22 protein-coding genes are annotated in these 23548 nt (G+C 67.6%); 10 read left to right on the top strand and 12 right to left on the bottom strand.

The annotated features are described in order from the left end of the window. Window positions 1-7: 7 nt before the first annotated feature. The 4 genes from F466_RS0106605 to F466_RS0106590 all read right to left on the bottom strand — a co-directional run bounded on the left by F466_RS0106605 (window position 8) and on the right by F466_RS0106590 (window position 4696). On the bottom strand, window positions 8-568 hold the full coding sequence (locus F466_RS0106605; protein ID WP_018138327.1) for an SRPBCC family protein: 561 nt from the start codon (window positions 566-568) through the stop codon (window positions 8-10). Between the two features lie 130 nt (window positions 569-698). Further along, window positions 699-1925 (bottom strand): MFS transporter, encoded by a 1227-nt coding sequence (locus F466_RS0106600; protein ID WP_018138326.1) that lies wholly within the window; start codon window positions 1923-1925, stop codon window positions 699-701. Further along, a complete protein-coding gene (locus F466_RS0106595) occupies window positions 1926-3464 on the bottom strand; it encodes a GTPase family protein (RefSeq protein WP_018993698.1) in 1539 nt (512 codons plus the stop codon). Next, the gene (locus F466_RS0106590) at window positions 3461-4696 is read right to left on the bottom strand and encodes a GTPase family protein (RefSeq protein ID WP_018993697.1); all 1236 of its coding nucleotides are present in this window, start codon (window positions 4694-4696) and stop codon (window positions 3461-3463) included. The genes F466_RS0106595 and F466_RS0106590 overlap by 4 nt, the downstream gene beginning before the upstream one ends. A 133-nt stretch (window positions 4697-4829) precedes the next feature. Here F466_RS0106590 and F466_RS0106585 point away from each other — a divergent pair, with 133 nt between their 5' ends. The 6 genes from F466_RS0106585 to F466_RS0106560 all read left to right on the top strand — a co-directional run bounded on the left by F466_RS0106585 (window position 4830) and on the right by F466_RS0106560 (window position 8992). Then, window positions 4830-6194 (top strand): replication-associated recombination protein A, encoded by a 1365-nt coding sequence (locus tag F466_RS0106585; protein ID WP_018993696.1) that lies wholly within the window; start codon window positions 4830-4832, stop codon window positions 6192-6194. A gap of 6 nt (window positions 6195-6200) precedes the next feature. Then, on the top strand, window positions 6201-6893 hold the full coding sequence (locus F466_RS0106580; protein WP_012982072.1) for a TVP38/TMEM64 family protein: 693 nt from the start codon (window positions 6201-6203) through the stop codon (window positions 6891-6893). 14 nt (window positions 6894-6907) lie between these two features. Beyond that, window positions 6908-7612, top strand: a complete 705-nt coding sequence (locus F466_RS0106575; RefSeq protein WP_018993695.1) for a TIGR04283 family arsenosugar biosynthesis glycosyltransferase — start codon at window positions 6908-6910, stop codon at window positions 7610-7612. Continuing rightward, on the top strand, window positions 7605-8291 hold the full coding sequence (locus F466_RS0106570; protein ID WP_026296426.1) for a TIGR04282 family arsenosugar biosynthesis glycosyltransferase: 687 nt from the start codon (window positions 7605-7607) through the stop codon (window positions 8289-8291). The genes F466_RS0106575 and F466_RS0106570 overlap by 8 nt, the downstream gene beginning before the upstream one ends. Before the next feature lie 10 nt (window positions 8292-8301). After that, complete coding sequence (locus F466_RS0106565) at window positions 8302-8544, top strand: hypothetical protein (RefSeq protein WP_018993693.1); 243 nt, start codon at window positions 8302-8304, stop codon at window positions 8542-8544. Between the two features lie 91 nt (window positions 8545-8635). Then, on the top strand, window positions 8636-8992 hold the full coding sequence (locus tag F466_RS0106560) for a DsrE family protein (protein WP_012982076.1): 357 nt from the start codon (window positions 8636-8638) through the stop codon (window positions 8990-8992). 228 nt (window positions 8993-9220) lie between these two features. Here F466_RS0106560 and F466_RS0106555 read toward each other — a convergent pair whose 3' ends face one another. The 5 genes from F466_RS0106555 to hisI form a co-directional block, all read right to left on the bottom strand. Continuing rightward, window positions 9221-11029, bottom strand: a complete 1809-nt coding sequence (locus F466_RS0106555) for a long-chain fatty acid--CoA ligase (RefSeq protein WP_018993692.1) — start codon at window positions 11027-11029, stop codon at window positions 9221-9223. Between the two features lie 80 nt (window positions 11030-11109). Next, window positions 11110-12228, bottom strand: a complete 1119-nt coding sequence (locus F466_RS0106550) for a nickel/cobalt transporter (RefSeq protein WP_018138309.1) — start codon at window positions 12226-12228, stop codon at window positions 11110-11112. 69 nt (window positions 12229-12297) lie between these two features. After that, window positions 12298-12954 (bottom strand): DUF1007 family protein, encoded by a 657-nt coding sequence (locus F466_RS0106545; RefSeq protein WP_018138308.1) that lies wholly within the window; start codon window positions 12952-12954, stop codon window positions 12298-12300. A gap of 2 nt (window positions 12955-12956) precedes the next feature. Further along, a complete protein-coding gene (cysS, locus tag F466_RS0106540; RefSeq protein WP_018138307.1) occupies window positions 12957-14381 on the bottom strand; it encodes a cysteine--tRNA ligase in 1425 nt (474 codons plus the stop codon). Beyond that, the gene (hisI, locus tag F466_RS0106535; RefSeq protein ID WP_026182199.1) at window positions 14378-14821 is read right to left on the bottom strand and encodes a phosphoribosyl-AMP cyclohydrolase; all 444 of its coding nucleotides are present in this window, start codon (window positions 14819-14821) and stop codon (window positions 14378-14380) included. The genes cysS and hisI overlap by 4 nt, the downstream gene beginning before the upstream one ends. 290 nt (window positions 14822-15111) lie before the next feature. Here hisI and F466_RS0106530 point away from each other — a divergent pair, with 290 nt between their 5' ends. The 3 genes from F466_RS0106530 to F466_RS0106520 all read left to right on the top strand — a co-directional run bounded on the left by F466_RS0106530 (window position 15112) and on the right by F466_RS0106520 (window position 18414). Then, window positions 15112-16479, top strand: a complete 1368-nt coding sequence (locus tag F466_RS0106530) for a PAS domain S-box protein (protein WP_018174720.1) — start codon at window positions 15112-15114, stop codon at window positions 16477-16479. Window positions 16480-16647: 168 nt separating this feature from the next. Further along, window positions 16648-17628, top strand: coding sequence for a M14 family metallopeptidase (locus F466_RS0106525; protein WP_018993691.1), 981 nt, complete (start codon window positions 16648-16650; stop codon window positions 17626-17628). Between the two features lie 6 nt (window positions 17629-17634). Next, the gene (locus tag F466_RS0106520; protein ID WP_018993690.1) at window positions 17635-18414 is read left to right on the top strand and encodes a sulfite exporter TauE/SafE family protein; all 780 of its coding nucleotides are present in this window, start codon (window positions 17635-17637) and stop codon (window positions 18412-18414) included. 130 nt (window positions 18415-18544) lie between these two features. Here the strand turns inward: F466_RS0106520 and F466_RS0106515 are convergent, their stop codons facing one another. The 3 genes from F466_RS0106515 to F466_RS0106505 form a co-directional block, all read right to left on the bottom strand. Further along, window positions 18545-19609 carry a GTP-binding protein gene (locus tag F466_RS0106515; RefSeq protein WP_018993689.1) on the bottom strand — a complete coding sequence of 355 codons (1065 nt, stop codon included), beginning with the start codon at window positions 19607-19609 and terminating at the stop codon, window positions 18545-18547. A 63-nt stretch (window positions 19610-19672) separates the two neighbouring features. Next, window positions 19673-21214: a S10 family peptidase gene (locus F466_RS0106510; protein WP_018993688.1), complete on the bottom strand. Its 1542-nt coding sequence runs from the start codon at window positions 21212-21214 to the stop codon at window positions 19673-19675. Continuing rightward, a complete protein-coding gene (locus tag F466_RS0106505; RefSeq protein WP_018138299.1) occupies window positions 21208-21963 on the bottom strand; it encodes an FKBP-type peptidyl-prolyl cis-trans isomerase in 756 nt (251 codons plus the stop codon). Before F466_RS0106505 ends, F466_RS0106510 begins: the two co-directional genes overlap by 7 nt. Before the next feature lie 194 nt (window positions 21964-22157). Between F466_RS0106505 and F466_RS0106500 the strand changes: the two genes are divergently transcribed. Then, entirely contained in the window at window positions 22158-23519 is a 1362-nt protein-coding gene (locus F466_RS0106500) for a sulfite oxidase (RefSeq protein WP_018138298.1), read from the top strand. Window positions 23520-23548: the final 29 nt, after the last annotated feature.

The following is a 23548-nucleotide window of genomic DNA, read 5'->3' as shown; positions in this document are numbered from 1 at the left end:
CTGCGCGTCAGCGGCTGGCGCGGTAGTCGCGTTCGATGTAGCGCAGCAGCTCGGTCGTCTCCCGCAGGGTCGCGCGCTGGATGCGGGTCTTGCCGATAAAGCCGGGTACCCAGAAGTCCGGTTCCACATGCATCTGGATCGTCAGGTGCGTGCCGCCGGCATCGGGCTGCAGCTCCCAGCGGGTCGAGCCTGCACGCAGATTGCTGTGCTCCGGATCGACCTCGGCATCAATGCGTTCGGGGTAGTACTCGGTCACCCGTTCGTGCCTGCGGATGGTCCGGCAGAACACGAACACGCAGCTGTGCACGACGCTTGCGACCTCCACCTCGTCATCCGATCGGGAGACGATCCGGCTCTCGCGGATGGATTCCGAGTAACGGTTCAGCGCGTCGTAATCGGTCAGGTATGACCACAGGGCCTCGGGTGGGACTTCGACCCGGAAGGTCACCTCCAGCTCGTGCTGGTCACCGTCGGTATCAAAATGCCGCTCGACCACCTCCACCGCGAGTGCGGCACCGGGGGCCCAGCCGACCAAGGCAGCCAGGAGGAGGGCGGGCAACGTTCGCATCGCGGGTACCTCCTGGGCTTCGGTTCGGGGCCTGGCTGCTGCAGCTTTATGAAGAATTCGATCCCCGGATGCGGCCGGGGTTCAGGTTGCCCTACGACGGGCGGTTGGACTGTGATGATAGACAAAGACCTCAGGGGTCACTGTCGCGCTGGGGATGCGTGGTCCCCGTGACGGGCTCGTCGCGGATCGGCAGGGTGGCGAGAACGGCCAGAAGGCCGACGAGGTGGAGCGCGATCAGGATCATGAGATAGCCGCCTGTCAGGTCGACCCCGAGGCCGGTGAGGACCGGACCCAGCGCGGCGCCGAGGGCCACGGCGGTGTAGGTCATGCCCAGCAGGCGGCCCAGGCTGTACAGGCCGAACAGGCGGGCCAGGATCGCCGGTGTCAGGGCGATGTACCCGCCGTACCCGAAACCAAGTACCACCGCGAACAGCATAAGGGCGGCGTAGCTGCCTGCGGTGCCCCAGATCAGAAAGCTCAGCGTGATCAGGGCGAAGCACCCGCGATAGAGATGCATCAGGGAATAGCGATCGCCCAGCATGCCGATCGCCAGCCGCCCGACCACGCTCGCCAGCCCGATAATCCCGACCAGGCCCGCCGCGCGCAGCGGATCGATGCCGCCCGCCTCGGCCGCGGGCGGCAGGTGCACGAACGGTACGTACAGGATCGTATTCAGCAGAAAGGTCGCCAGATAAAGCTGGGCGAAGCGGCGCCCACCCCAGCGGGTGGTGGCGGCGTGGGTGCCATCCGGGGCGCGCCCGGGCCGTGGAAACAGGATGCCGGCGAGCGGCAGGATGACGGCTGCCGCGAGCGCGTAGAAATAGTACGTCGAGCGCCAGCCGTGGAGCTCGATCAGCCAGGCGGACAGCGGCGCGAAGCCAAGTACGCCCAACCCGATCCCGGATACCGCGATGCCCAGGGCCATGGAGCGTCTGCGGGCAAACCAGCGCCCGACCGCGGCCACGACGGGCACGAATACGCAGCTCGCCCCGATACCCACGCCCAGGCCATAGGCCAGGTAGGCCTGCCAGAGTTCGCCGGCACGCGCCGTCCCGACCAGCCCCGCCGCGATGAACAGGCCACCCGCAACGAGCAGCGGCCCTGGGCCGATGCGGTCGGACAGGGGGCCGGTCACACCGCTCAGGCCGAAGAACAACAGAGCGGTGGCGGAAAAGAACAGCGCGGACCCGCCGTGCCGTGTACCGAACTCCTGCGCCATGGAGGAGAAGAACGCCCCGTAGCTGTACGCGATGCCAAAGGCCACGAACAGCGCCACAAGGGAGAGCCCGCAGGCGAGCCAGGCGGTCGGGGAGTCCAGGGAGGGGGCGTCCTGGTGCTGGCGTGGACGCAGGGTCATCTAGCGCGGTCGACCCAGCAGGCGACCGGCCCCCTTGCGGGTCTGACGCCAGATCTGGCGCAGGCTTCGGGATGACGGGTGGCGCAGCAGCCGGGTCTTGCGGGTTTGCTGCATGGCCGGGATCAGCGTCTCCAGTTCGGCCGTCAGGGCGTCGATGTTGTAGGGCGTTGCGCCATCGAGCCGGGCGGGAATCACCTCCTGTTCGGGCAGGCCGAAGTCCGCGGCGATCGCCTGGCGGGCGGCGGCGATGTTCTGCGCCTTGGGCCGTTCTTCCGGCGGGTCGAGCGTATACGGCGGCGCCCATTCGCGGGCGGGCGACAGGCGATCGATGTGGCTGGCCACGATGCGAATGGGCGGCTGGCGTCGATCCGGGCGCTCTGCAAAGAAGCGCCGTACGGCTTGCAGCGCCTCGTGGTCCGGGGAGCGGTCGGCCTGGTGCGCCGGCGCGACCCATAGCACCAGATCCGCCGTCTGGGCGGCATCAACCAGGGTATCCACGTCCATGCGGTCACCAAGCCCCGGGGTGTCCACCAAAAGCAGTTCCTGGCCGTCCGCGAGGGTCAGCAGGTAGCCCTCCTGCTCGGCGGTCAGCGGCAGCACGTCCGTGGCTGCGCGGTATTCCCCCAGCAGCGCGTTGACCAGCGTGGATTTCCCAGCCTGTGGCTGGCCCACGACCAGTATCTTCGGCCGGCCCGGGAATGCCTCCTCCGCGGGGCCGCTCGCCTGTGCTTCCTGGTCGGCGATCTCGGCCAGGGCGTCGGCATCGTGCTGCAGGCGGCCGGAGTAGAGCTCGATCGCGGCGCGGCCGACTTCCTCGATCCAGATGCGTGCGACCCGTCGCAGCAGGTATTCGCGTGCGCTGCCGGAGAGCTCGTTGAAGAAGCGATCACGCAGCTCCGCGGCCAGGGCGTGGAGGGGATTGGCCAGCCGCGCGATACGGTAGGCCTTGTAGGCCGTGCGCCCGTAGGACAGCCCCGATGCCACCATGGGCCGGTAGCCCCAGACGCGCAGGATCTGGCCCATGCGCAGGCGATCCGACAGCGGTACCTCCTCCAGCAGGATCTTGCGCAGCCGGGCGCTGACCCGCTCGCTGAGCAGCAGGGCCTCGGGCACGGTGAACTCCCAGATGGGGTCTTCCTGTTCCGGGTGATAGTGCGCGGCCACGGTACGCAGGGTCTCTTCGCCCGCTTCCCGCAGGCGGTCGTAGTCGGTGACGATCTCGCCGCTGGCCTGCTCGCTCAGGCGCATCACCTCGGCCCAGGCGGCGTGTTCCAGTGGCGCCCAGTCGCCATCGGCGGGGCGCACGGGCTCGGTCGTCCGTTCGCGGGTGTGGACCTTGATCCGGTGGCGCGCCCACAGCGTCATGCCCCATACGCTTCCGGCGGCGATGGCGGCCGCGGCGATCCAGATCAGCAGGGCATTGTGTTCGTAGAGCCAGAGCAGACCCAGGACGAAGGCCACCACAAAGGGCGACAGCAGCAGGAACGCGGCGAAGGTCACGCCCGTGACCTGCAGACGGGTGAGCCAGCGGCGTTTCATCGCGTGTCGTTCCCCGAGGGCTCGGTCTGGCGGTGCCGGGCGAGGTTCAGGGCCTCGCGCAGGGCGTCGCGATAGGCCTGCTCCACCCCGGCCGTGGCCTCGCGCCCGTCATGTCGCCGGGCCAGGTAGTGGCGTGCGGCATAGCCCAGCGCATAGGTGGTGGCAAAGCTGGTGGCGGCCGCCGCTGCAGCACCTGCAGTCTGACCGTAGACGGGGACCAGCTTGCCGACCTGCCGGGCCCCGTGGCTGAGGCCGAGGCCGAGCAGGGTGCTGGAACCGAGCGCCGCGGAGAACTCGCTCATACTGCGAGAATCCCAGGTGACCCCGTAGATGCTGGCCAGGCTGTGCAGCAGTTTCCCCTGGACCGCCGGAACGGAGAACAGGCCCAGCAGGGGGACGGCATCGGTGGTCGCGGCGACGCTGGCGTAGCCGAGGATGTGTGATCGGGCGCGCAGCCGACGGGCATCACCGCCTGCGGACTGGCGCAGCCCCTGCAGGATCACCCCCATGCGTTCCGGAGCCAGGTTCTCCAGGGCATCGAGCAGGGCGTCCAGGCCGTAGTGGGTCGGGGTGAAGCCCTCGTCCTCGGGCGTGATATCGACGGGCACGACCTGCACCGGGCCGGTCCCGGGCAGGTTGCGAAAGGCCTCGGTCTGGGTACGCCGCGCGCGGGCCAGTTCCTCCAGCCCGGGGCTGCGGTCCAGTTCGGCGTAGGGCGGATGATCGCGCCCGTCGGGATAGCCGTCGTGCAGGCAGGTCTGGACCAGCAGGACCGGCCAGTTCGGATGCCGGCGGCGAATGTCCCGCAGGGCATTCAGCACGGGTTCCTGCTGCAGATCCATCGCGCGCGCCACGGCGACCACCATGTGCGCGTGGCCCGCGAGCTCGGCGAGATCCTCGCTGGGGTCGTAGGCGACCTCGCCCAGTCCCCGCGTGTCCAGAAAGCGCAGCACCGGCGCTTCGGCCGGGAAGTCATAGGCGCGTGCCGTCCGGGTGCAGCTCCTGAAACCGGTCCCGATCGCCACGTCGGAGTCGCCGGTGATCGCGCGCACCAGCGTGCTCTTGCCGGACTGCACCTTGCCCAGCAGCCACAGCACGGGGGCCTGCTCGCGCGCCCGCTCGGCCACGACGTCGGCATCGGGGGCCTCCGCCTCGGGCCGCAGGACGGCCTGCATGACTTTGCGCCAGCCGAGGCCCTTCGGCAGGCGCAGGGATTGCCAGGGCAGCTTCATGCTGTGATTCCGTTTCGCGGCATGGAAACCTTTCATCAGTGAAGAAGGCGCAACTGTGCAGGGCTTGTGAGCCAGCCCGCCGCTCAGTGTGCCATGTCTCGGCCAATGTTCGCGGCGGGCGCGGTACACTGAAATGATGAGCGATATCTCCGAAGGCGACCTGTTCGGCCCGGATGCGGGTGGACTGCCCCCCGAGCCCGAACCGGCCGCACAGGGCCCGGACCCGAATGCACCGCTGGCCGAGCGCATGCGCCCGGCGCGGCTGGACGAGATGGTGGGCCAGGATCACCTGGTCGGCCCGGATGCCGCCCTGCGCCAGGCGATCGAGCAGGGGCAGACCCCGTCGATGATCCTGTGGGGCCCGCCGGGTTGCGGCAAGACCACGCTGGCCCGCCTGGTGGCGGCGGCCGGGGCACAGCGTCTGGTGACGCTGTCGGCGGTGCTGGCCGGGGTCAAGGACGTGCGCGCGGTGGTGGACGCGGCCAAGGCCCGGCGACGCAACGGGGTCGGCACGCTGCTGTTCATCGACGAGATCCATCGCTTCAACAAGGGGCAGCAGGATGCCCTGCTGCCGCACATCGAGGACGGGACACTGACCTTCGTGGGGGCCACGACCGAGAACCCCTCATTTGCGCTCAACAGTGCGTTGCTGTCGCGGGCGCGTGTCTATCGCATGGAGTCCGTCGGCGCCGAGGCGATCGAGGCGCTGATTGACCGGGCGCTGAGCGATCCCGAGCGCGGACTCGGGGGGCGCGGGCTGCGGCTGGAGCCCACCGAACGCCAGCGGCTGGCCCGTGCGGCGGACGGCGATGCCCGGCGGGCACTGAACTGGCTGGAGACCGCCTCGGATCTGGCACGTGACGGCGAGATCACCGCCGACGCCCTGCGCGCGGTGATGGGGGCGCAGAGCCTGGCCTTCGATCGCCAGGGCGATGCCTTCTATGACCAGATCTCCGCCCTGCACAAGTCGGTGCGCGGATCCGATCCTGGTGCGGCGGTGTACTGGCTGACGCGCATGCTGGATGCCGGCTGTGACCCGGATTATCTCGGCCGGCGCCTGCTGCGCATGGCCTACGAGGACATCGGGCTGGCGGCCGTAGGGCTGGGTGCTCGGGTGCTGGCGGCCTGGCAGACGATGGAGCGGCTTGGGCGGCCGGAAGGCGATCTCGCGCTGATCCAGGCGGCGATCGAGCTGGCCGCCGCCCCCAAGAGCAACAGCGCCTACACCGCGTTGAACGAGGTCCGCGCCAGCATTCGCGAAACGGGCAGCCCCGGCGTGCCCCTGCATCTGCGCAATGCCCCCACGGAGCTGATGCGTGACGAGGGGTTCGGCGCCGGATACCGCTATGATCATGATGAACCGGACGGTTTCGCGCGCGGGCAGGTCTATCTGCCCGAAGGGCTGGAAGATCAGCGCTTCTATCGGGCGAAACGCGAGGGCACGGAGCGCGCGCTGGCCGAACGGCTGGAGCGACTGCGCGGCGACGGCAAAGAATAGAGACATATGCAGATACATCATCCCGAACGCTGGTGGCTGTTGGCCGCGGTCCTGCTGGCAGGGTCGCTGGTCTGGGTAGCACTGACCACCGAGTGGCCTGATCTGCTGCCGCTGCAGGACGTCGAGGCGTGGCTCGCCAGCTGGGGGATGGGCGCCTACATGATGTTTGTGCTGGCCTTTGTCGTCCTTGCGCTGTTTCCGTTGCCCAGCACCTTCTGGATCCTGCTGGGAGGGGCGCTGTTCGGGCCGTTCACCGGCGGGGCCCTGAGCCTGCTGGCGGCGACCATCGCTGCGATTATCGCGTTCATGCTGGCGCGCACCCTGCTGCAACCCTGGCTGGAACCGCGTCTGGGTCCGCGCAGCGCACGGCTGCGCGAGGATGTGGAGGCCGAGGGCTGGCGCGTGGTCGCACTGACACGGCTGGTGCCGGTCTTCCCGTTCGCCCCGACCAACTACGCCCTGGGCCTGGTGCGTATGCCGCTGACCGTGTTCACGATCACGACCCTGGTCGCATTGATCCCCAGCCTGTTCGCCTATGCCTGGCTGGGCCACGCTACGCGCGAGATGGTGGCGGGTGATACGGACAACCGGGTCCAGCTGGGGCTGGCGATTCTCGCCGTGCTGGCCCTGCTGCTGTTGCTGCCTCGGCTGTTGCGCCGGATCTGGCAGGGGCAGAAAGCCGTCCAGTCGCCAGCCTGAGTCCCGTAGCAACCATGTCGCGGGAGTCACCCTTCCTGTCCGTGATCATCCCGGTACTGAACGAAGCCGAATCTCTCCCGCCCTTGCTGGATACCCTGGGCGAGATCCTCGACTGCGAGGTGATCGTGGTCGACGGCAGGAGCACGGACGGGACTCTCCAGCAGGCAGGGCAATGCGGTGTGACTGTGCTGTCCAGCGCCCCGGGGCGCGCACGGCAGATGAATGCCGGCGCCGAGCGCGCCCGAGGCGAGGCGCTCTGGTTTCTGCATGCCGACACCACGTTTCCGGACGGAGCCGGGGTGGCGGTGCATGCCCTGCGCGACGCGGTGGCCCGGGACGATCGCGCCTGGGGACGTTTCGACGTCCGCCTGTCGGGCGGTCGCGGAATATTCGCGCTGATCGCCGCGATGATGAACCTGCGCTCGCGTCTGAGCGGGATCGCGACCGGGGATCAGGGCATATTCATTACACGCTCGGCGTTCGATGCCGTAGGCGGCTGGCCGGACCAGCCGCTGATGGAGGACATCGAGCTCTCGCGGCGGCTGAAGCGATCGGTGGGGCGCCCAAGGTGCCTGCGCACGTGGCTGGTCACGTCGTCCCGGCGCTGGGAGCGGCAGGGCGCATGGCGCACGATCTGGCTGATGTGGCGGTTGCGCCTGGCCTACTGGCTGGGTGCAAACCCGGACGGGCTGGCGCGACTTTATCGTGGTGATGCCTGAACGTCGGCCGACGGATGCGCCGCGCGTGCTGGTCTTTGCCCGCGCGCCCGAGCCGGGCCGGACCAAGACGCGGCTGATTCCCGCGCTGGGTGCCAAGGGCGCCGCACGGCTGCACGAGCGGCTGCTGGAGCACGCGCTGGACGCGGCCCGTCAGGTGGCACCGGACCATGTGGAGCTGTGGTGCACCCCGGATGCCGATCATCCGTTCCTCGAGCGTTGTGCGGAACGCTTTGGCTGTTCCCTGCACAGCCAGGTGGGTGATGACCTCGGGGCCCGCATGCGCCATGCACTGGAGGTGGGGCCGTTTCCGGCACTGGTGATGGGGTCCGATGCCCCGACGCTGGGTGTCGGGGACCTGGTCGCTGCACGTAAGGCGCTGGCTGAAGGGACGGATGTGGCACTGATCCCGGCGCTGGATGGTGGCTATGTGCTGCTGGCCGCCGCGCGGCCCGTCCCCGGGCTGTTCGAGGCCGTCGAGTGGGGCAGCGATCGGGTGCTGGAACAGACCCGTGAGCGGGCCCAGGCGCAGGGTCTTGTCTGGGCGGAGCTGGAAGCGCGGGCGGACATCGACCGACCGGAGGACCTGGTGCACTGTCCGCCGGTGCTCCTGCGTGGCATTGGGGCACCTCGAGAGTCCCCGATCCCAGAGCAGTCGCAAGTCGGCCCAGGCTTCGGGTAGGATGCGCGCCATGAAAGCCTTTGTTGCCTGGGTCGACCGTTCCCCACTGTGGTTGTTTGCACTGTTCGTGGCCACCCTGGGGCTGTCGCCCTATGTCCCCGAACCGCACATCGTCGAGAAGATCCGCTGGCTCTTCCAGGGCGAGCTGACCCGTCCGATCGATATCCTCGACCTGATCATGCACGCCATTCCCTGGCTGCTGATGGCCTTCAAGCTCTATCGCATGAGCATTACGTCGAAAGGCGTTTCCTGACTCGGCGTCTCCTTGAGGCTTGTGGGAACTCGACGGTCCCGACTTGGGTCGCTACGGTGCCTGCCACTTTGACGTGACCAAGGAGAGTCCCATGCGTTTTATTGTTGCTGTTACCGCCGGTACTGACGACCCGACCCGCGCCACTCTCGGCATGATTGCCGCGAACGTGGCCAAGCAGCAGGGCCATGACGTGACCGTCTGGCTGCAGGGCGAGGCCGTGAACATCGCCAACCGGAATGTCTACGACAAGATCGTCGGCCACAACATGCCGGCGATGAAGGACATCGTGGATTCGCTGGTCGAGGAAGGCGTCCCGTTCTGGGCCTGCGAGGCCTGCGCCAAGGGCCGCGACGTCGGCGAGCACAACTTCCTGCCGAACGCCGAGATGGCCGGCATGGGTCAGTACGTCCAGGCCGTTGCCGATTTCGACCGCTCCATGAGCTTCTGATCGAGCGGGCCGGTCCGCGGGCGGGGGCGTGAGCCCCCGCCCGCTTCTAGAATGGTTTTTCGGCGGGTACTGCACGTGGTGGTTGGCTGTTCAGTGAGGTCGTTTCAGACGGACAGCGGCCACATCACTCGCTATCCATTCCTTTCTCGAAGTCATTGCTGAGCTTTTCGACGTCTCGCGACTGCGCGAGACATGAGCGGTGAGTGGGGCTCAATCTGTGCTCGGGTCTCAGTGACCGTCGTGGCCGGCGTACATCGCCTCGATGGCCTCGTTGTAGTGCTCGACGATCACCGGGCGCTTGAGCTTCATGGTCGGCGTCAGCATGCCGTTGTCTACGGACCAGGCCTCGTGGGTCACATGCACATGGCGGATCTTGGCGTAGCCGGGGAAGTCGCGTAGCTGGTACTGGATGCGCTGCAGCAGGGCGCGTTCGGCCTTGCGCGGCAGCCGCCCGTCGGCCTCGGCGTCGAGGCCGTGGTCGCTGGCGAACGAGGCCCAGGCCTCCGGTTCCGGAACGACCAGGGCGGTCAGGAAGGAGCGGTTGTCGCCGACGATCATCACCTGGTCGAACAGCGCATCCAGCGCGATCGCCATCTCCATGTCGGCCGGCGGGACCTTCTCGCCGTTGGTCAGCACCAGGATGTCCTTGATGCGACCGGTGATGAAGACATGCCCGCTGTCGTCGATGCGGGCCTGGTCACCACTGTGCAGCCAGCCGTCCTCGTCGATGGTCTCGCGGGTGGCCTCCTCGTTCTTCCAGTAGCCGAGCATTACGCAGGGGCTGCGGGTGAGCAGTTCGTCCATCTCGCCAATCTTCACCTCCACCCCGGGCAGCGGCTTGCCGATCGAGGCGGGCAGGTTGTTGTCCGGGGTATTCACGGTGACCACCGGACTGGCCTCGGTCATCCCGTAGCCGTGCAGGACCGGCAGGCCCAGGCCGATGAAGAACTGGGCGATCGGCGGTGGGAGCGGCGCGCCGCCACAGACCGCGAAGCGCAGCTCGCCGCCCAGGCGGTCCAGCACCTTGCGCGCGACGATGCGCTCCAGCAGGGGCCAGAGCAGAAAGCCGGGGGACCAGCCGCCGCGGCCCTGCTGGTGCTCGAAGCGCTTCCAGCCGATGTTGACGGTCGCCTTGAACAGGGCGCGGCCGAGGCCCGATTTCTGTTTCAGGCCGGCCTGGATGCGGCCGTGCACGCGTTCGTAGATGCGCGGCACCGAGATCAGCACGGTGGGGCGCACGTTGACCAGGTCTTCGCCCAGGGCCTGAATGGAGCGCGCGAAGGCGACCTCGGCACCGATCAGCATGGGCATGTACAGCCCGGCGGTGCGCTCCAGCATGTGCGACAGCGGCAGGAACGAGAGAAACCGGTCGGCGGGCGACAGCGGGCCGGCCTGCGAGGAGGCCCAGGCGTTCTCCAGGATGTTGCGGTGCGAGAGGATTACGCCCTTGGGGCGCCCGGTGGTGCCGGAGGTATAGACGATCGTGGCCATGGCCTCCGGGTCAAGATCCGGATAGTGGACATCCGTACCCTCGTGCTGTGCGAGCCAGTCTTCCAGCTCGACTACGCGGTCGTCTTCCGGCTCCGTGTCCTCGCCGCCGATGTTTACGATGCGCCGCAGCGACGGCATGTTCTCGAAGTGCTCGGACAGCCGGCGGCTGTGGGCGCTCTCGCCCAGCAGCAGGATGCGCGCCTGCGTCTGGCCGATGATGTAGGCGACGTTGTCCGGACGGTCATCGGTGTACAGCGGGACCGGGACCAGACCCAGCCCCATCGCCGCTTGGTCAAACGCGACCCACTCGCGTGAGTTGCCGAGCATCAGTGCAACGCGTTCGCCAGGCTTGAGGCCCTCCGCAGCCAGCGCGGCCTGCCAGCGATCCACCATCGTTCCCATCTCGCGCCAGGAGGTCTGCTGCCACCCTCCGCTTTCGCTGTTGTACTGGCGATAGGCCGGGGCATCCGGCGTCTGCTCGACGCGGACACGGAACAGCGAGGGGAGGGTCGGGGCCTGGTCGGGACGGATCGCGGAATCGGACATCGGCGCGTCTCGCAGCTTGGAGTATGTTCGGGACGTTAGAGGACCCGGACCTGTGCGGCAACCTTGGCGTCTGTGGCGTTCTACAGTCCCAGCGGGTGGGCGGCGGGCCGGTAGGCGACCGCACCAATCACCAGGCTGATACCGATCAGCGCGATGATGCCGCCACCGGCAAGCCCGAAGGCCGGGCCTACGTAGGTCAGGCGGCCGACGCGCGTCGGGCCTAGCCAGCGGCGGGTCCAGTCGCGTGCGGAGACGGCCAGTGTGGCCAGAACGGATACCGTGGCCGCGGTTCCCAGCGACATCGCCAATACGGCCAGCACGCCAGCCCAGGCCAGACCCAGGGCCGCCGAGACCGCCATGATCAGCACCGCGCCGGAGCAGGGGCGGATACCCACAGCCGCGACCGTACCCCACCAGGTCCCGCTGTGGTTCGGGTCGACATGATGCGGGGTGCCGCAGCCGCAGTGATCGTCGTGGGTGTGGTGGTCATGGTGATGATGGTCTGCGTGCTCATGACGGGCCTCCGCACGTGCCTGGGCATGGGCCTTGTGCAGGCGCCAGGCGTGGCTCAGGGCACGCAGCATCAGCCAGACCCCCAGCAGGGCGACCAGCGCGAAACTGGCGATCTCCAGGGTGCGCACCTGGCCCAGCGTATCGCGCGCCAGCCAGCCGAGCAGGCCGATCAGCACCCCGACCAGCACAATGGCCGTGACCCCCTGGGCCAGTGCCGAGACGGTGGAGAGCAGGATGCCGCGTTTCAGGTTCTGGGGCTGGGTCAGCAGATAGGCGCTGATGACCGCCTTGCCATGGCCGGGGCCGGCCGCGTGGAAGACGCCGTACAGCAGGCTGACCAGGATCAGGGCGCCGGCCGTCTGGGCGGTGGGGGCGTCGCGCAGGGCGTGCAGTCCCTGAGTGAGGTCGCGATGCAACTGGCGCTGCGTCTGCAGCATCCAGGCGGTGACGCGCTCCAGTGCCCCGGGTGGATCGGCAAGTGTCTCGGGTACCGGTGCGGTGGCGGTATCCGGCATGGCCGAGCGTTCCTCGGCCTCGGTTTCGCCCGCAGGGGTGCCGCCGCCCAGCGGATGGGCCGATTCGCCGGCGTGGGCGCTGAAAGCGCCCAGCAACAAGAAGAGCCCCAGGACCAGGAGGACCAGGGGGCCAGTGAGGCCGTGAAGTCGATGGGCGGGGGCGACGATCATATCGTTACACTATAACGCTGTCCTGCGGATTCATCGAACGGTTTTCGTTCTAATCCTGTGTGGTCGCGCTCAGTCCGAACGGTTCCGGCATTGCAGGGTGGCGGTCTCGGCAAAGTGGCGTCCGAGATTGTCGACAGGACTGCGGTCCTGACGTTCCAGGGTGGCGGCATAGCGCATCAGTTGCGGGTCCGGGCGCGCCTCTTCGATCTGTACCTCGCAGCCCTGGCGATTCTCGATATGCACCACGTCGTCCGCGTCGTGCAGGACCTCGATCCAGTAGGTCGGGTCGAATACGCGATAGGTGAAGCCGCTGGCATCCTCGAGGGCGTGCTCGGCCAGCGGCAGGTCGAAGCGCAGATAGAGCCGCCGGTCCTCCAGCGAGAGCCGGGCGTTTTCCGCCCGAGGTACCGCGATCTCCGCGTCGTCGTGGCGCAGCTCGGTGAAGTAGTCGTAGGCGGCCAGGTTTTCCAGCATGCGCTCGGCGACCCGATCCAGCGCCTCGTCGATGCCGATATCGCCTTCCAGGTCCCGGGTCATCTCTTCCAGCAGCATGTGGCTGTAGGTCGGATCGATCAGCCAGGCCTGCTGCATGCGCTCCAGCTGGCCGTTGTCGTCGAACACCAGCCCCACGCGCAGGTCGATCCAGGCGTGGGGGTGTGCCAGCGCAAGGCCCGGGATCAGTAGCGCCAGGCCCAGCAGGAGTCGCCGGATGAGGCGTCGGGCCATGTTCAGGCGACGCTCCCGCTGCGCTGCCAGCGTGTCCCCTCCGGGGTGTCCTCGAGTTCGATCCCGCGGGCGGTGAGCTCGTCGCGGATGGCGTCGGCGGTGGCGAAGTCGCGGTTCTGGCGCGCGGCCTGGCGGGCGGCGATGCGTTCCTCCACCCAGGCGGCGAGTTCGTGGTCCTCGCCATCCCCCTGGAACCAGGCCGTCGGGTCCTGCTGCAGCAGTCCGAGCAGCCCGGCGCCGGCCATCAGTTCGCCCTTCAGGCGGGCCCGTTCGGCCGCGTCGCCAGCCGCGGCCAGGGCATCCGCCAGGCGGTGCAGGGCGGTGATGCCGCCGGGGGTGTTCAGGTCATCCAGCAGCGCCGTGAACACCGGGGTCTCGGCGGCGTTCACGGGGGCCGGTTCGACATCGGCGTGGTCGCGCAGCACGCGGTAGAGCCCGTTCAGGGCATTGCGCGACTGGTTCAGCGTGTCCTCGGAGAAGTTCAGCGGCGCGCGGTAGTGGCGCGACAGCAGCGCCATGCGCAGGACCTCGCCCGGATAGGCCTGCAGCAGGTCGTGCAACAGCTGGAAGTTGCCCAGCGACTTGGACATCTTCTCGCCGTCGATGGTCACGTGCCCGTTGTGCACCCAGTAGCGGGCGTAATGCGTGCCGTGCTCCGCGCAGCCTTCCGCCGCGCAGCCCTGGGCGATCTCGTTCTCGTGGTGGGGGAAGACCAGGTCGTGCCCACCACCGTGGATGTCGATCATCGCGCCCAGGTGGCTGCGGATCATCGCGGTGCATTCGAGATGCCAGCCGGGGCGGCCATAGCCCCAGGGGCTGTCCCAGCCCGGTTCGCCTTCGGCGGCCGGCTTCCACAGCACGAAGTCGCCGGGGTGGCGTTTGTAGCTGGCGACCTCGACCCGGGCGCCGGCCTGCATGTCCTCCAGCGTGCGCCCGGACAGCGCGCCATAGTCTGGATAGGAGGTGACGTCGAATAGCACGTGCCCCTCGGCCGGGTAGGCATGGCCGCGCTCGATCAGCCGTTCGATCAGCTCGACCATCGGCTGGATGTGATCCGTGGCGCGCGGCTCGAGGGTCGGCGGTAGCGTGCCCAGCTCGGCGATGTCCTCGTGGAAGGCTCGGGTGAAGCGCTCGGTCAGCGCGGCGATCGGTTCGCCGTTCTCCGCCGCGGCCTTGTTGATCTTGTCGTCGACGTCGGTGATGTTGCGCGCGTAGATCACGTGCTCCGGGCCGTACAGCTCGCGCAATACGCGAAACAGCACGTCGAACACCACCACCGGGCGGCCGTTGCCCACGTGTACCCGGTTGTAGACGGTGGGGCCGCAGACATAGAGCGTGACGCGTTCGGGGTCCTGCGGACGAAAGGGCTCGTCGCGCCCGCCGAGCGTGTTGTGCAGGATCAGCTCGCGGCCGGGGTTGGCGCTCATTTCGTGTCGTCCTTGTGGCCGTACAGGGTCTCGGGGGCTATCTCCGGGTCGCTGGTGATCACGGCCTCGTCGTTGTCGATCTGCACGTAGAAGCAGCTGCGCCGGCCGGTATGGCAGGCGGGGCCGGTCTGGTCGACCTTCAGCAGGATGGTGTCGCCGTCGCAGTCCAGGTGCAGCGATTGCAGCTGCTGCACCTGACCCGACTGCTCGCCCTTGCGCCACAGCGCCTGGCGCGAGCGCGAGTAGTAGCACACGCGCCCGGTGCGCAGGGTCTCGTCCAGCGCCTCGCGGTTCATCCAGGCCATCATCAGGACCTCGCCGCTGTCGAACTGCTGGGCGATCGCGGGGATCAGGCCGTCCGAATTCAGCTTGAGTTTTTCCAGCACCTCGGCGGCTGGCTGGCGGGTGCTGCGCGAGGCTTTTTCCAGTGTCTTGAACATGTACGCCGGCATAGCGGAAACCAGCGCCAAGGGTACCATTCTGCGCCCGTGATGAGCAGAACGGGACGCGCATCCCGATGCGACTTCCGGGAAAACCGTTGTGGCCCGATATCGAATGCAAACAGCGAGCACGGGCCGTTGGCAGCCTGTGCCTTGGAAGCCCTTGCATCCCCGGGCCGGCTGGTCGATCCTCAAACGAAATTAGCAACACGCAGGCGGATTTCTGCGCGGGCTGGGGAACGGGATTGAGGCGCGACACGAGGGACAAGGCCGGTATTCCCGACAGAGGAGTGAGTGCCTGGCGTACCGCCAGCTGGGTGGCACTGGTCTATCTGGCGCTCGGGCTGCTGTGGATTGGGCTGTCCGACAAGGCGTTGCTGTGGCTGGTGGACGATATCCAGTTGCTGGGCTGGTTGCAGACGGTCAAGGGCTTTTTCTATGTCACTGTGACCGCACTGGTCCTCTTTCTGCTGTTGTACTGGGTGCTCGCGGCCCGTGACCAGGCCTCGGCCGAAGCCCGTTATCTGACCGAAGTGGTCAATCGCTCGCCGGTAGTCGCCATCGAGTGGGCCGCGCGTCCCGGCTGGCCGGTGGTGTATGTGTCCCCGAATGTGCGGCGCTGGGGCCTCGAGCCGGAGGATTTGCTGTCCGGTGCGGCGGACTATGCGCAACGGATTCACCCGGACGACCGGGAGGCCATCATCAAGGACGTGCACCGGCATATGGAACGCGGGCCGGACGAGTATGTGCAGTACTACCGCCTGGATGTCGGGGAGACGCGCTGGATCTGGGTCGAGGATCGGACCTGGCTGGAGCGGGACTCCGGTGGCGAGATCCTCGGCTTTCACGGCCTGCTGACGGATGTAACCGAACGGGTCGAGGCCGAGCGTGGCCTGCGCGACAGCGAGAAGCGCTTTCGGGCCATCTTCGACAACGTGCAGGAGGGTATTCTGCTGCAGGACTTCGAGACGGGTGCCTTTGTCGGAGCGAATGCCGCGTCGCTGGCCATGTATGGCTACGAGCACGAGGCGATTCTGCGTTGCACGGTCAGCGATCTTAGCGCCCAGGAGCCCGGCTACGAGGTCGAACGCCAGCAGGCCTTGATCAACCGCGCGCGACATGGCGAACAACTGTCGTTCGAGTGGCGCGCTCGCCACCGTGACGGCCATGTCTTCTGGGTGGAAGCGAATCTGCAGGCAACCGAGATCGCCAACGAACGTCTGCTGCTGGTGACCCTGCGCAATATCGAATCACGCAAGAAGGCCGAGCAGGCGTTGAATCGCCAGGTGGATCGCCTGGCACGCGCCGAGCGTCATGCGGGCCTCGGTTCATGGGAGTACGTGGTCGAGACTGGTCGCCTGTGGTGGTCCGATCACCTGTATGACCTGATGGGGCTGGATTCTCGCCACCATACGCCCAGTCTGAGCGAAGTCTGGAATGTGCAGTTCGACCCGGATGCCGGAGATGCGGAAGAACTGCGAGAGGTCTTGCGTAAGCTGGCCCCCGGTCAGGAGGGTGTTGGGCGGCGGTTCCGGCTGCGGCGGCATCCCTCGCGCGGCGAAGAGCGCTGGTTCAGCCTGGTGGTGGACTCGGTGGTCCAGGGCGACGACGGTCTGCACGCGGTCCAGGGGACGATGCTGGATATCACGGATCTGTAGCGGGAAGAGTCGTTATGTCGGGGGGTGACAGCGGAAGGGCCCAAATACGGTCCCGCTGTGACCGAAACAGCGGTTTGACCTCTTCCGCTTGAAGTAGTCGCCCGTTCGCGCTCACGGGGTGCGAGCGTACAATGGCGAGCTGATTCCCCGTTCGCCGGAGCTCTCGATATGTCGTCCCAGCCGCACCCCACCGCCATGCGTTCCCTGACCTTCCACGGCCTGACCCCGGGGCCGCGGCTGATCGTGCTGGGTGCGGTGCATGGCAACGAAACCTGCGGCACGCAGGCGGCCGAGCGGTTGCATGACGAGCTGGAGAGCGGCGAGCGTCGCCTGCAGTGCGGGACGCTGACGCTGGTCCCGCGCACGAATCCGCTGGCCTACGAGCTGGGGCAGCGCATGGGCGAGCGCAACCTGAACCGCAACTTGCGCGTGACCGAGGACCCGCAGGACTTCGAGGACCGCATCGCCAACGTACTGTGCCCGCTGCTGGCGGCGCACGACGTCCTGCTGGATCTGCACTCGTTTCATACCGGCGGTCAGCCGTTCATCATGCTGGGCCCGCGGAACAACGAGGGCGGACTGGAGGACTTTGCCCGTGCCCGCGAGGAGGAGGCCCTGGCCGCCTGCCTCGGCCCGCGGCGCATGGTCGAGGGCTGGCTGGATACCTACGCGCGCGGGGTCGCCCGGCGCATGAAGAACCCGAACGCCAGTCACCGCGCGCAGATGCTGTCCACCGACCCCAGCTACGGCATCGGCACCACCGAGTACATGCGCTCGCAGGGCGGCTACGGCGTGACGCTGGAATGCGGCCAGCACGACGACCCGCAGGCCCCGGTGGTCGCCTATAACGCGATCCTCAATACCCTGGCCCACCTCGGCATGATCGAGGCCCCGGCCACGCCCGGGCAGGACGACCCGGAGGTCCTGCGCCTGGTCGAGGTGATCGACCGCGACCACCCCGATGACCGGTTCGTGCGCGAGTGGAAGAGCTTCGACCCCCTGCACGAGGGTGATGTGATCGGAGTTCGCGCGGACGGGACCGAGGTGAAGGCCCCGGCCGACGGCTTTATCGTGTTTCCCAACCCCAGCTCGCTGCCGGGCAACGAGTGGTTTTATCGCGCCGAGTTCAGTGACCGCCGCGTGATCTAACGTCCCGTGGAGTTCGCCTTCTCCGGCGTTGCCGTATTGCTGCTTGCCGCCGGGTTCTTCGCTGGTGCCTTGAATGCCCTGGCCGGGGGCGGCAGCTTTCTTACGCTGCCGGCCCTGATGGCCGTGGGGGTCCCGCCGGTGGCGGCCAATGCCACCGGGACCGCCGCATTGCTGCCCGGGTACGCCGCCAGCCTGCTGGTGGACCATCGACGCCTGCGTACCCTCTGGCGGGATCTGAGAATGCGCCTGCTGGCGCTGTTCCTGATCGTGGGTGTGCTGGGCGGGGCGCTGGGTGCGGCCCTGCTCCTGCTGACGGGGGATGCGCGTTTTCGGGCCTTCATCCCCTGGCTGCTGTTGCTGGCGACCCTGCTGTTCGCGTTGGGTCCGTGGCTGCAGCGTCGCGCGGCCCATGCGGCCCGCCCGGCACTGGCCCGGGTGGCGGGCGCGGGGCTTGGCTGCGTCTACGGTGGCTATTTCAACGGCGGGGTCGGCATCCTGCTGCTGGCGATCCTGCGGGGGCAGGGGATGGCCGACCTGGCACAGGCTAATGCCCTGAAGAACCTGCTCTCCACGGTGCTGACGCTGATTGCCGTCGTGGTCTTTGTCGTGGGTGGACAGGTGGTTGCGACCGGGCTGCTGGCCGTCGGGGCCGGGGCCATTCTCGGCGCCCGGGTCGGGATTGGGCTACTGGGGGTTCTGCCCGAACCGTGGTACCGGCATCTGGTTACGCTGGTGGGTGCCGGTACTACGGTGCTCTTCTTCGTCGATCCGGTCTGGCTGGGGTAGTGCTCTGGCGTTGGGTTGATGCAATTCGCGGGGCTCATTGCATCCTACGGTCATCTCGGAGGGGAGCTCGGGCGCGTAGGATGCGATGAGCGTAGCGAATCGCATCGGTTGCCCGGGCCGTCCCCCTGACTTATTGCGCGATACGCTGAGGGCCGGTGCGAGCCTGCTGCAGGGCCTGGTCGAAGTTGTCCAGCGCCTGGGCGTCGGTCTCCGGAAGGATGGCCTCGATGCGCGGGCGGGTGCCGGCGGCGGGCGCTTCCATGGCCTCGAGTCCGCCGTCGCCCGTCACGCGGTTGATGCGCTGCCAGCCCTGATCGGTCAGCACCAGACCCTTGAGGCGTTCTCCGGTGAAGCCGCTCACCAGCGTCTCCAGGACCGTGTGGTCGAACGCCTGCCCCTCGGGCAGCAGCCAGCTGCGGCCCAGGTAGCCATCGCCCCGGGTGTCGATGGTCACGGGTTCGTACCCGTGCTCGTTGGGTGCATGACCATGACCATGGTCGTGGTCGTGGTCGTGGTCGTGGTCGTGGTCGGGCGTGTCACCCGCGGATAGAAACGCCCGAGCCTCCGGGAACAGGGCCCCGCCGCGTTCCAGCCGGGGGTGCTCCAGCCACGCCGGTTCCACACATCCCTGGGTCGTCTCGACCACCAGCGGACGTGGTGGCGGCATGGCAGCGACAAACGCCTGCAGGGCCTCGCGATCCGCCTCGCTGTAGAGGTCCGCCTTGTTGGCCAGCAGGACATCGGCCAGTGCGATCTGGTCGTTCCAGTTCGGGTGTTCGCGGTGGCGGGGCGAGGATAGGTGGCGGGCGTCCATGACCGTGATCGTAGCGCGCAGGTCCAGCACGCCATCGTAGGGGGGCTGGGTGAGGGTGCGGATGATCTCGGCCGGGTGCCCGAGCCCGGTGGGCTCGATCAGGATGCGGTCGGGGTGCTGCGAGCGGATCAGCCGGTTCAGGCCGACGGTGAACATCTGCGCGGAGACGCAGCAAAGGCAGCCGCCGGGGATCTCCTCCAGCGCGACGCCGGTATCCGCGAGCAGGCCGCCGTCTACGCCGATCTCGCCGAATTCGTTGACCAGCACGGCCCAGTGCTCGCCCTCGGGGCGCAGTGCGAGCAACTGGCGGATGGTGGTCGTCTTGCCCACCCCCAGAAAGCCGGTAACCAGGTGGGTGGGGATGTCGTGGTGGGTGGTCATGTGGTGTTGGCCAGGTTGGCGGGCGGACCCGGGCAGCGGGCACGCCACGCGATTGGTTTCGGTTCAGTCGTCGGCGCGCAGTTCGCCCTGATAGAACGCCTCGGCGTCGTTGAACAGGGCTTCGTTGGTGTCCGCCCGCATGTACAGCATGTGCCCGCCCGGGTAGGCGCGCGGGATGATGCGCGAGTCGGCCTCGTCGCCGGCGGCGAACGCGATCTGGCCCAGCAGCCACTCGGTGGTGAAGTAGGGCGTGATCAGATCTGCCTCACCATGCACGCTGAAGATCCGGAAGTCGCGGTTGAGCGAGAGGGCGGTGGCCAGCTCGTCCATCGCGGTGAAGTGTCCCTCGCGGCCGCTGGCCTCCCAGTCCCAGGCCCGGAACACGTCGCGACTGAGCAGGCGGTACTGGTGCCCGTGTTCCCAGTCCAGGGTGTTGCGCAGGTGGTCCAGCATTGCGGTGGACAGCGGGGCGGTCAGGCCGTCCAGGATCGCATCGGCTTGCGGCATGATGTTGGTGGGCACCGGGTCGAGGTTGTCGATGCCGCCGTCGTACAGGCTGACCAGCCGGCCTTCGTCCATCAGCAGGCCGCGCTGGGTCATGTCCAGCGTGATGCGTCCCCGTGTGGCCTTCAGGCGATCGCGCGACAGTCCGGTAAAGCGGGCGACCTCGCCGATCCAGTCGTCGTCGATCTGCCCGGGGTGGATCAGACCCTGCAGGTAGTCGCCCAGGGCGAAGGCCTCGGCCTCTTCCAGGCTGGGCGGGTCATCGCCCAGGCGACCCTGTGCCTTCGCGGCGGCGGTGATCGCCGGCAGGCTCAGGGCCCAGCCGATCGGGCGGGCGGTGCCGTGTTCCAGCATGCCGTAATCCAGCGCGGGCGAGATCAGCACTGTGCCGCTCAGGCTGATGCCGGAGCCCTTGGCAATGCGCGCCGGCAACGCGGCGGCGCGGTAGCCCCCGTAGCTTTCGCCTGCCAGGTACACCGCGTCGCCACGCCGGCCGTGTTCATCCAGCCAGCGTTCCAGCGTCTCCTCCATCGCGGCCAGGTCGCCGTCGCGGGAGAAGTACTGATCGGCTTCGCCGCCCATCACGCGCGAGAAGCCGGTCCCGACCGGGTCGATAAAGACCAGATCGGTAAACGCCAGCCAGGTCTTGGGATTGTCGACCAGCCGGGGCGGCGTGGAGGCGGCCAGACCCTGGTCGTCGGTCTCCAGTACCCGCGGCCCCAGGCCGCCCACGTTCAGGTAGGCCGAGGCCGCGCCGGGCCCGCCGTTGACCATGAAGGTGACCGGACGATCTTCGTCGCTGTCCACCGTGTAACTGACGGTAAAGACCCGGGCTTCGGGGTCGTCCATCGACTCGCCCAGCGGGACATAGCCGACCGTGGCCTGGTAGTCCAGCGTGCTGCCGTCGAGCAGTTCCAGCGAGTGCTCGGTGGTCACGGCCTCGGGCAGGGGGGGCGTCGGTTCAGTCTCGTTGGCCAGCAGGGGAGCGGACATCCCGGGACCGATCAGCAGGCCGAGCGCCAGCCCGTAGAACGGGCTGGCGACGGTACGCGATGCAGGTGTGGGTTTGAGCGGGCGTCGTTGCGGCGCCGTTATCAGCATTGAGCGGTCTCCTCGTGATCCGGGCAGTCATGGCGTACGACACGGTCATCGTCCAGCCATTCCATGATCCCGTCGGTCACGTTGTAGATCTTGTCGTAGCCGAGCCCCTCCGACAGGGCCTGGGCGAGTGCGCTGGTGCGGTTGCCGACGCGGCAGATCAGGATCACCTCGTCGTCGGAGTCGACCAGCGCGGTGAACTTGCTGCCGAACTCCGGGTTGAGGCTGCCGTCTTCCTCGAACGCGGTGATGCGATGGCTGCCTTCCACCACGCCCGTCTCGGCCCACTCGTCCGGGCGACGGATGTCGACGATGGTGACCCCCTCATCCAGCTTCTCGGCCAGTCCCTCGTTGTCCAGGCTGCTGAACGGGGCGCGCTGGACCTCGACGACCTCGAGTTCGAAGCGAAGGGTGGCGTTCGGCGGGATGATGTTGCCGGCGCCGCGCTCGCCGTAGGCCAGCTCCGGCGGGATGATCGCCTCGCGCTTGCCGCCCTCGCGCATGCCCTTCACCGCCTGCTCGAAGCCGGGGATCGTCTGGCCGGACCCGATGGTCACGGACAGGGGCTGGCCGCCGCGGCTGGAGTCGAACTCGGAGCCGTCTTCCTCGAGGCGTCCGACATAGTGGACCAGGGCCGTGTCGTGCCGTACGAGTTCGGGGCCCTCGCCCTCCTCGATGTCGCGAATCTCGATGCTGTCGGCCAGCGCGAAGGCCGGGGTCAGGAACAGGGCGAACAGAAACCAGGCTTTCATCATTTTATCCTTATAAATTGCAAGTTTTTGTTTTACATGCCGGCTTTTACCAGACCAGAAAACTCCTTCCAAAATTCCTTGGAAAAACTTTGAAATTCATTTGAACCTGATCTAAATGATTCAGGGATCCCTGAATCGACAAGGCCTTGTTGAGGGGGATCTTGACCGCAAGGATCCGTGTGACGGAGGAGCATATGACCAGGAAACAAGAAAACCAATTCTGGGATCGCCTGCGAGGCGTAACGGAAGACGCCGGGGCGGACCCGCAGACCCTCGAGATCTTTGACGAAGCCGTCTCCCGGCGTCGTTTCATGGGCCGCATGGGCGTGGGCGGCGCTGCCCTGACGCTGTTCGGCTTTGGTGCCGGCACCGACGCCGCGATGCGCGGCCTGTTCGGGCGTGGCCTGATCCCGGCTGCCTGGGCGGACGAAGCGAATGGCCTCGAGGACGAGCAGGCGAAGTCCGCGATGTCCGACGCCGGCAAGGAGGATGGCCTGATCGTCCATAACGATCGCCCGTTGAACGTCGAAACCCCGCCGCACCTGCTGGAAGACGAGGTTACCCCGGCCAGCCGTCATTTCATCCGCAACAACGACCTGATCCCGCAGCAGGCGCTGGATCGCGACCCGAATGGCTGGTCGCTGAAGATCGACGGCGAGGTGCATGAAGAGCTGGAGATCGGTCTCGACGACCTGAAGAGCATGGACAGCAAGGACCTGGTCCTGCACATCGAGTGTGGCGGCAACGGCCGTGCGAACTTCGACCCGCAGCCGCGCGGCAACCCCTGGGACCGCGGTGCGGTGGGTAACGCCAAGTGGACCGGCGTGCCGCTGAAGGACATCCTCGAGCGGGCCGGCGTGAAGGACAGCGCCGTCTACACCGCGCACGAGGGCTACGAGCCGATCCTCGGTGACCGCGGTCCGTTCTCCCGTGGCGTGCCGATCGACAAGGCGATGGAAGAGCACACCATCGTGGCCTATGCGATGAACGGAGAGGACATCCCTGCGACCCACGGCTTCCCCGTGCGTCTGGTGGTGCCGGGCTGGTACGGCTCCTGCTCGCACAAGTGGCTGAACAAGATCACGCTGCGCGATCAGGAACACGACGGCCGCGGCATGACTGGCTACTCCTACCGCATGCCCAAGTATCCGGTGGCCCCGGGCGAGCGCCCGCCGGAAGAGGACATGAAGGTCGGCGGCCCGTGGCTGATCAAGTCCGTGATCACCGGTCCGAAGAAGGACACCGGTCTGGAGCGTGGCGAGACCGTCAAGGTCACCGGCCATGCCTGGGCGGGCGAGGACGAGGTCGCGGAAGTCTGGATCTCCACCGACTTTGGTCTCAACTGGGAGAAGGCCGATCTCAAGGGCGACCCGGTCAACAAGTACGCCTGGGTGCACTTTGAGAAGGAGCTGTCCTTCGAGAATCGCGGCTACTACGAGATCTGGGCCCGCGCGGTGGACGACAAGGGCAATACTCAGCCCATCGTTCAGCCGTGGAACCCGCGTGGCTACGACGGCAACATCGTCCACAAGATCCCGGTCACGGTCGCTGCGTGACAAACCTCCATACCCGGGGCATCATTTCC

The sequence above is a fragment of the Thioalkalivibrio sp. ALgr1 genome (genome assembly GCF_000378285.1).
GTDB lineage: Bacteria > Pseudomonadota > Gammaproteobacteria > Ectothiorhodospirales > Ectothiorhodospiraceae > Thioalkalivibrio.
This window is presented reverse-complemented; position numbering and strand designations above follow the sequence as displayed.

What these genes read in the sequence shown, in the direction of transcription:
- F466_RS0106550 (WP_018138309.1), bottom strand. Translation starts at nt 12,228, where the DNA reads ATGATCGTCGCCCCCGCCCATCGACTTCACGGCCTCACTGGCCCCCTG.
- F466_RS0106500 (WP_018138298.1), top strand. Translation starts at nt 22,158, where the DNA reads ATGACCAGGAAACAAGAAAACCAATTCTGGGATCGCCTGCGAGGCGTA.
- F466_RS0106605 (WP_018138327.1), bottom strand. Translation starts at nt 568, where the DNA reads ATGCGAACGTTGCCCGCCCTCCTCCTGGCTGCCTTGGTCGGCTGGGCC.
- hisI (WP_026182199.1), bottom strand. Translation starts at nt 14,821, where the DNA reads ATGTTCAAGACACTGGAAAAAGCCTCGCGCAGCACCCGCCAGCCAGCC.
- F466_RS0106560 (WP_012982076.1), top strand. Translation starts at nt 8,636, where the DNA reads ATGCGTTTTATTGTTGCTGTTACCGCCGGTACTGACGACCCGACCCGC.
- F466_RS0106575 (WP_018993695.1), top strand. Translation starts at nt 6,908, where the DNA reads ATGTCGCGGGAGTCACCCTTCCTGTCCGTGATCATCCCGGTACTGAAC.
- F466_RS0106595 (WP_018993698.1), bottom strand. Translation starts at nt 3,464, where the DNA reads ATGAAACGCCGCTGGCTCACCCGTCTGCAGGTCACGGGCGTGACCTTC.
- F466_RS0106580 (WP_012982072.1), top strand. Translation starts at nt 6,201, where the DNA reads ATGCAGATACATCATCCCGAACGCTGGTGGCTGTTGGCCGCGGTCCTG.
- F466_RS0106585 (WP_018993696.1), top strand. Translation starts at nt 4,830, where the DNA reads ATGATGAGCGATATCTCCGAAGGCGACCTGTTCGGCCCGGATGCGGGT.
- F466_RS0106565 (WP_018993693.1), top strand. Translation starts at nt 8,302, where the DNA reads ATGAAAGCCTTTGTTGCCTGGGTCGACCGTTCCCCACTGTGGTTGTTT.
- F466_RS0106600 (WP_018138326.1), bottom strand. Translation starts at nt 1,925, where the DNA reads ATGACCCTGCGTCCACGCCAGCACCAGGACGCCCCCTCCCTGGACTCC.
- F466_RS0106525 (WP_018993691.1), top strand. Translation starts at nt 16,648, where the DNA reads ATGTCGTCCCAGCCGCACCCCACCGCCATGCGTTCCCTGACCTTCCAC.
- cysS (WP_018138307.1), bottom strand. Translation starts at nt 14,381, where the DNA reads ATGAGCGCCAACCCCGGCCGCGAGCTGATCCTGCACAACACGCTCGGC.
- F466_RS0106505 (WP_018138299.1), bottom strand. Translation starts at nt 21,963, where the DNA reads ATGAAAGCCTGGTTTCTGTTCGCCCTGTTCCTGACCCCGGCCTTCGCG.
- F466_RS0106590 (WP_018993697.1), bottom strand. Translation starts at nt 4,696, where the DNA reads ATGAAGCTGCCCTGGCAATCCCTGCGCCTGCCGAAGGGCCTCGGCTGG.
- F466_RS0106510 (WP_018993688.1), bottom strand. Translation starts at nt 21,214, where the DNA reads ATGCTGATAACGGCGCCGCAACGACGCCCGCTCAAACCCACACCTGCA.
- F466_RS0106515 (WP_018993689.1), bottom strand. Translation starts at nt 19,609, where the DNA reads ATGACCACCCACCACGACATCCCCACCCACCTGGTTACCGGCTTTCTG.
- F466_RS0106545 (WP_018138308.1), bottom strand. Translation starts at nt 12,954, where the DNA reads ATGGCCCGACGCCTCATCCGGCGACTCCTGCTGGGCCTGGCGCTACTG.
- F466_RS0106555 (WP_018993692.1), bottom strand. Translation starts at nt 11,029, where the DNA reads ATGTCCGATTCCGCGATCCGTCCCGACCAGGCCCCGACCCTCCCCTCG.
- F466_RS0106570 (WP_026296426.1), top strand. Translation starts at nt 7,605, where the DNA reads ATGCCTGAACGTCGGCCGACGGATGCGCCGCGCGTGCTGGTCTTTGCC.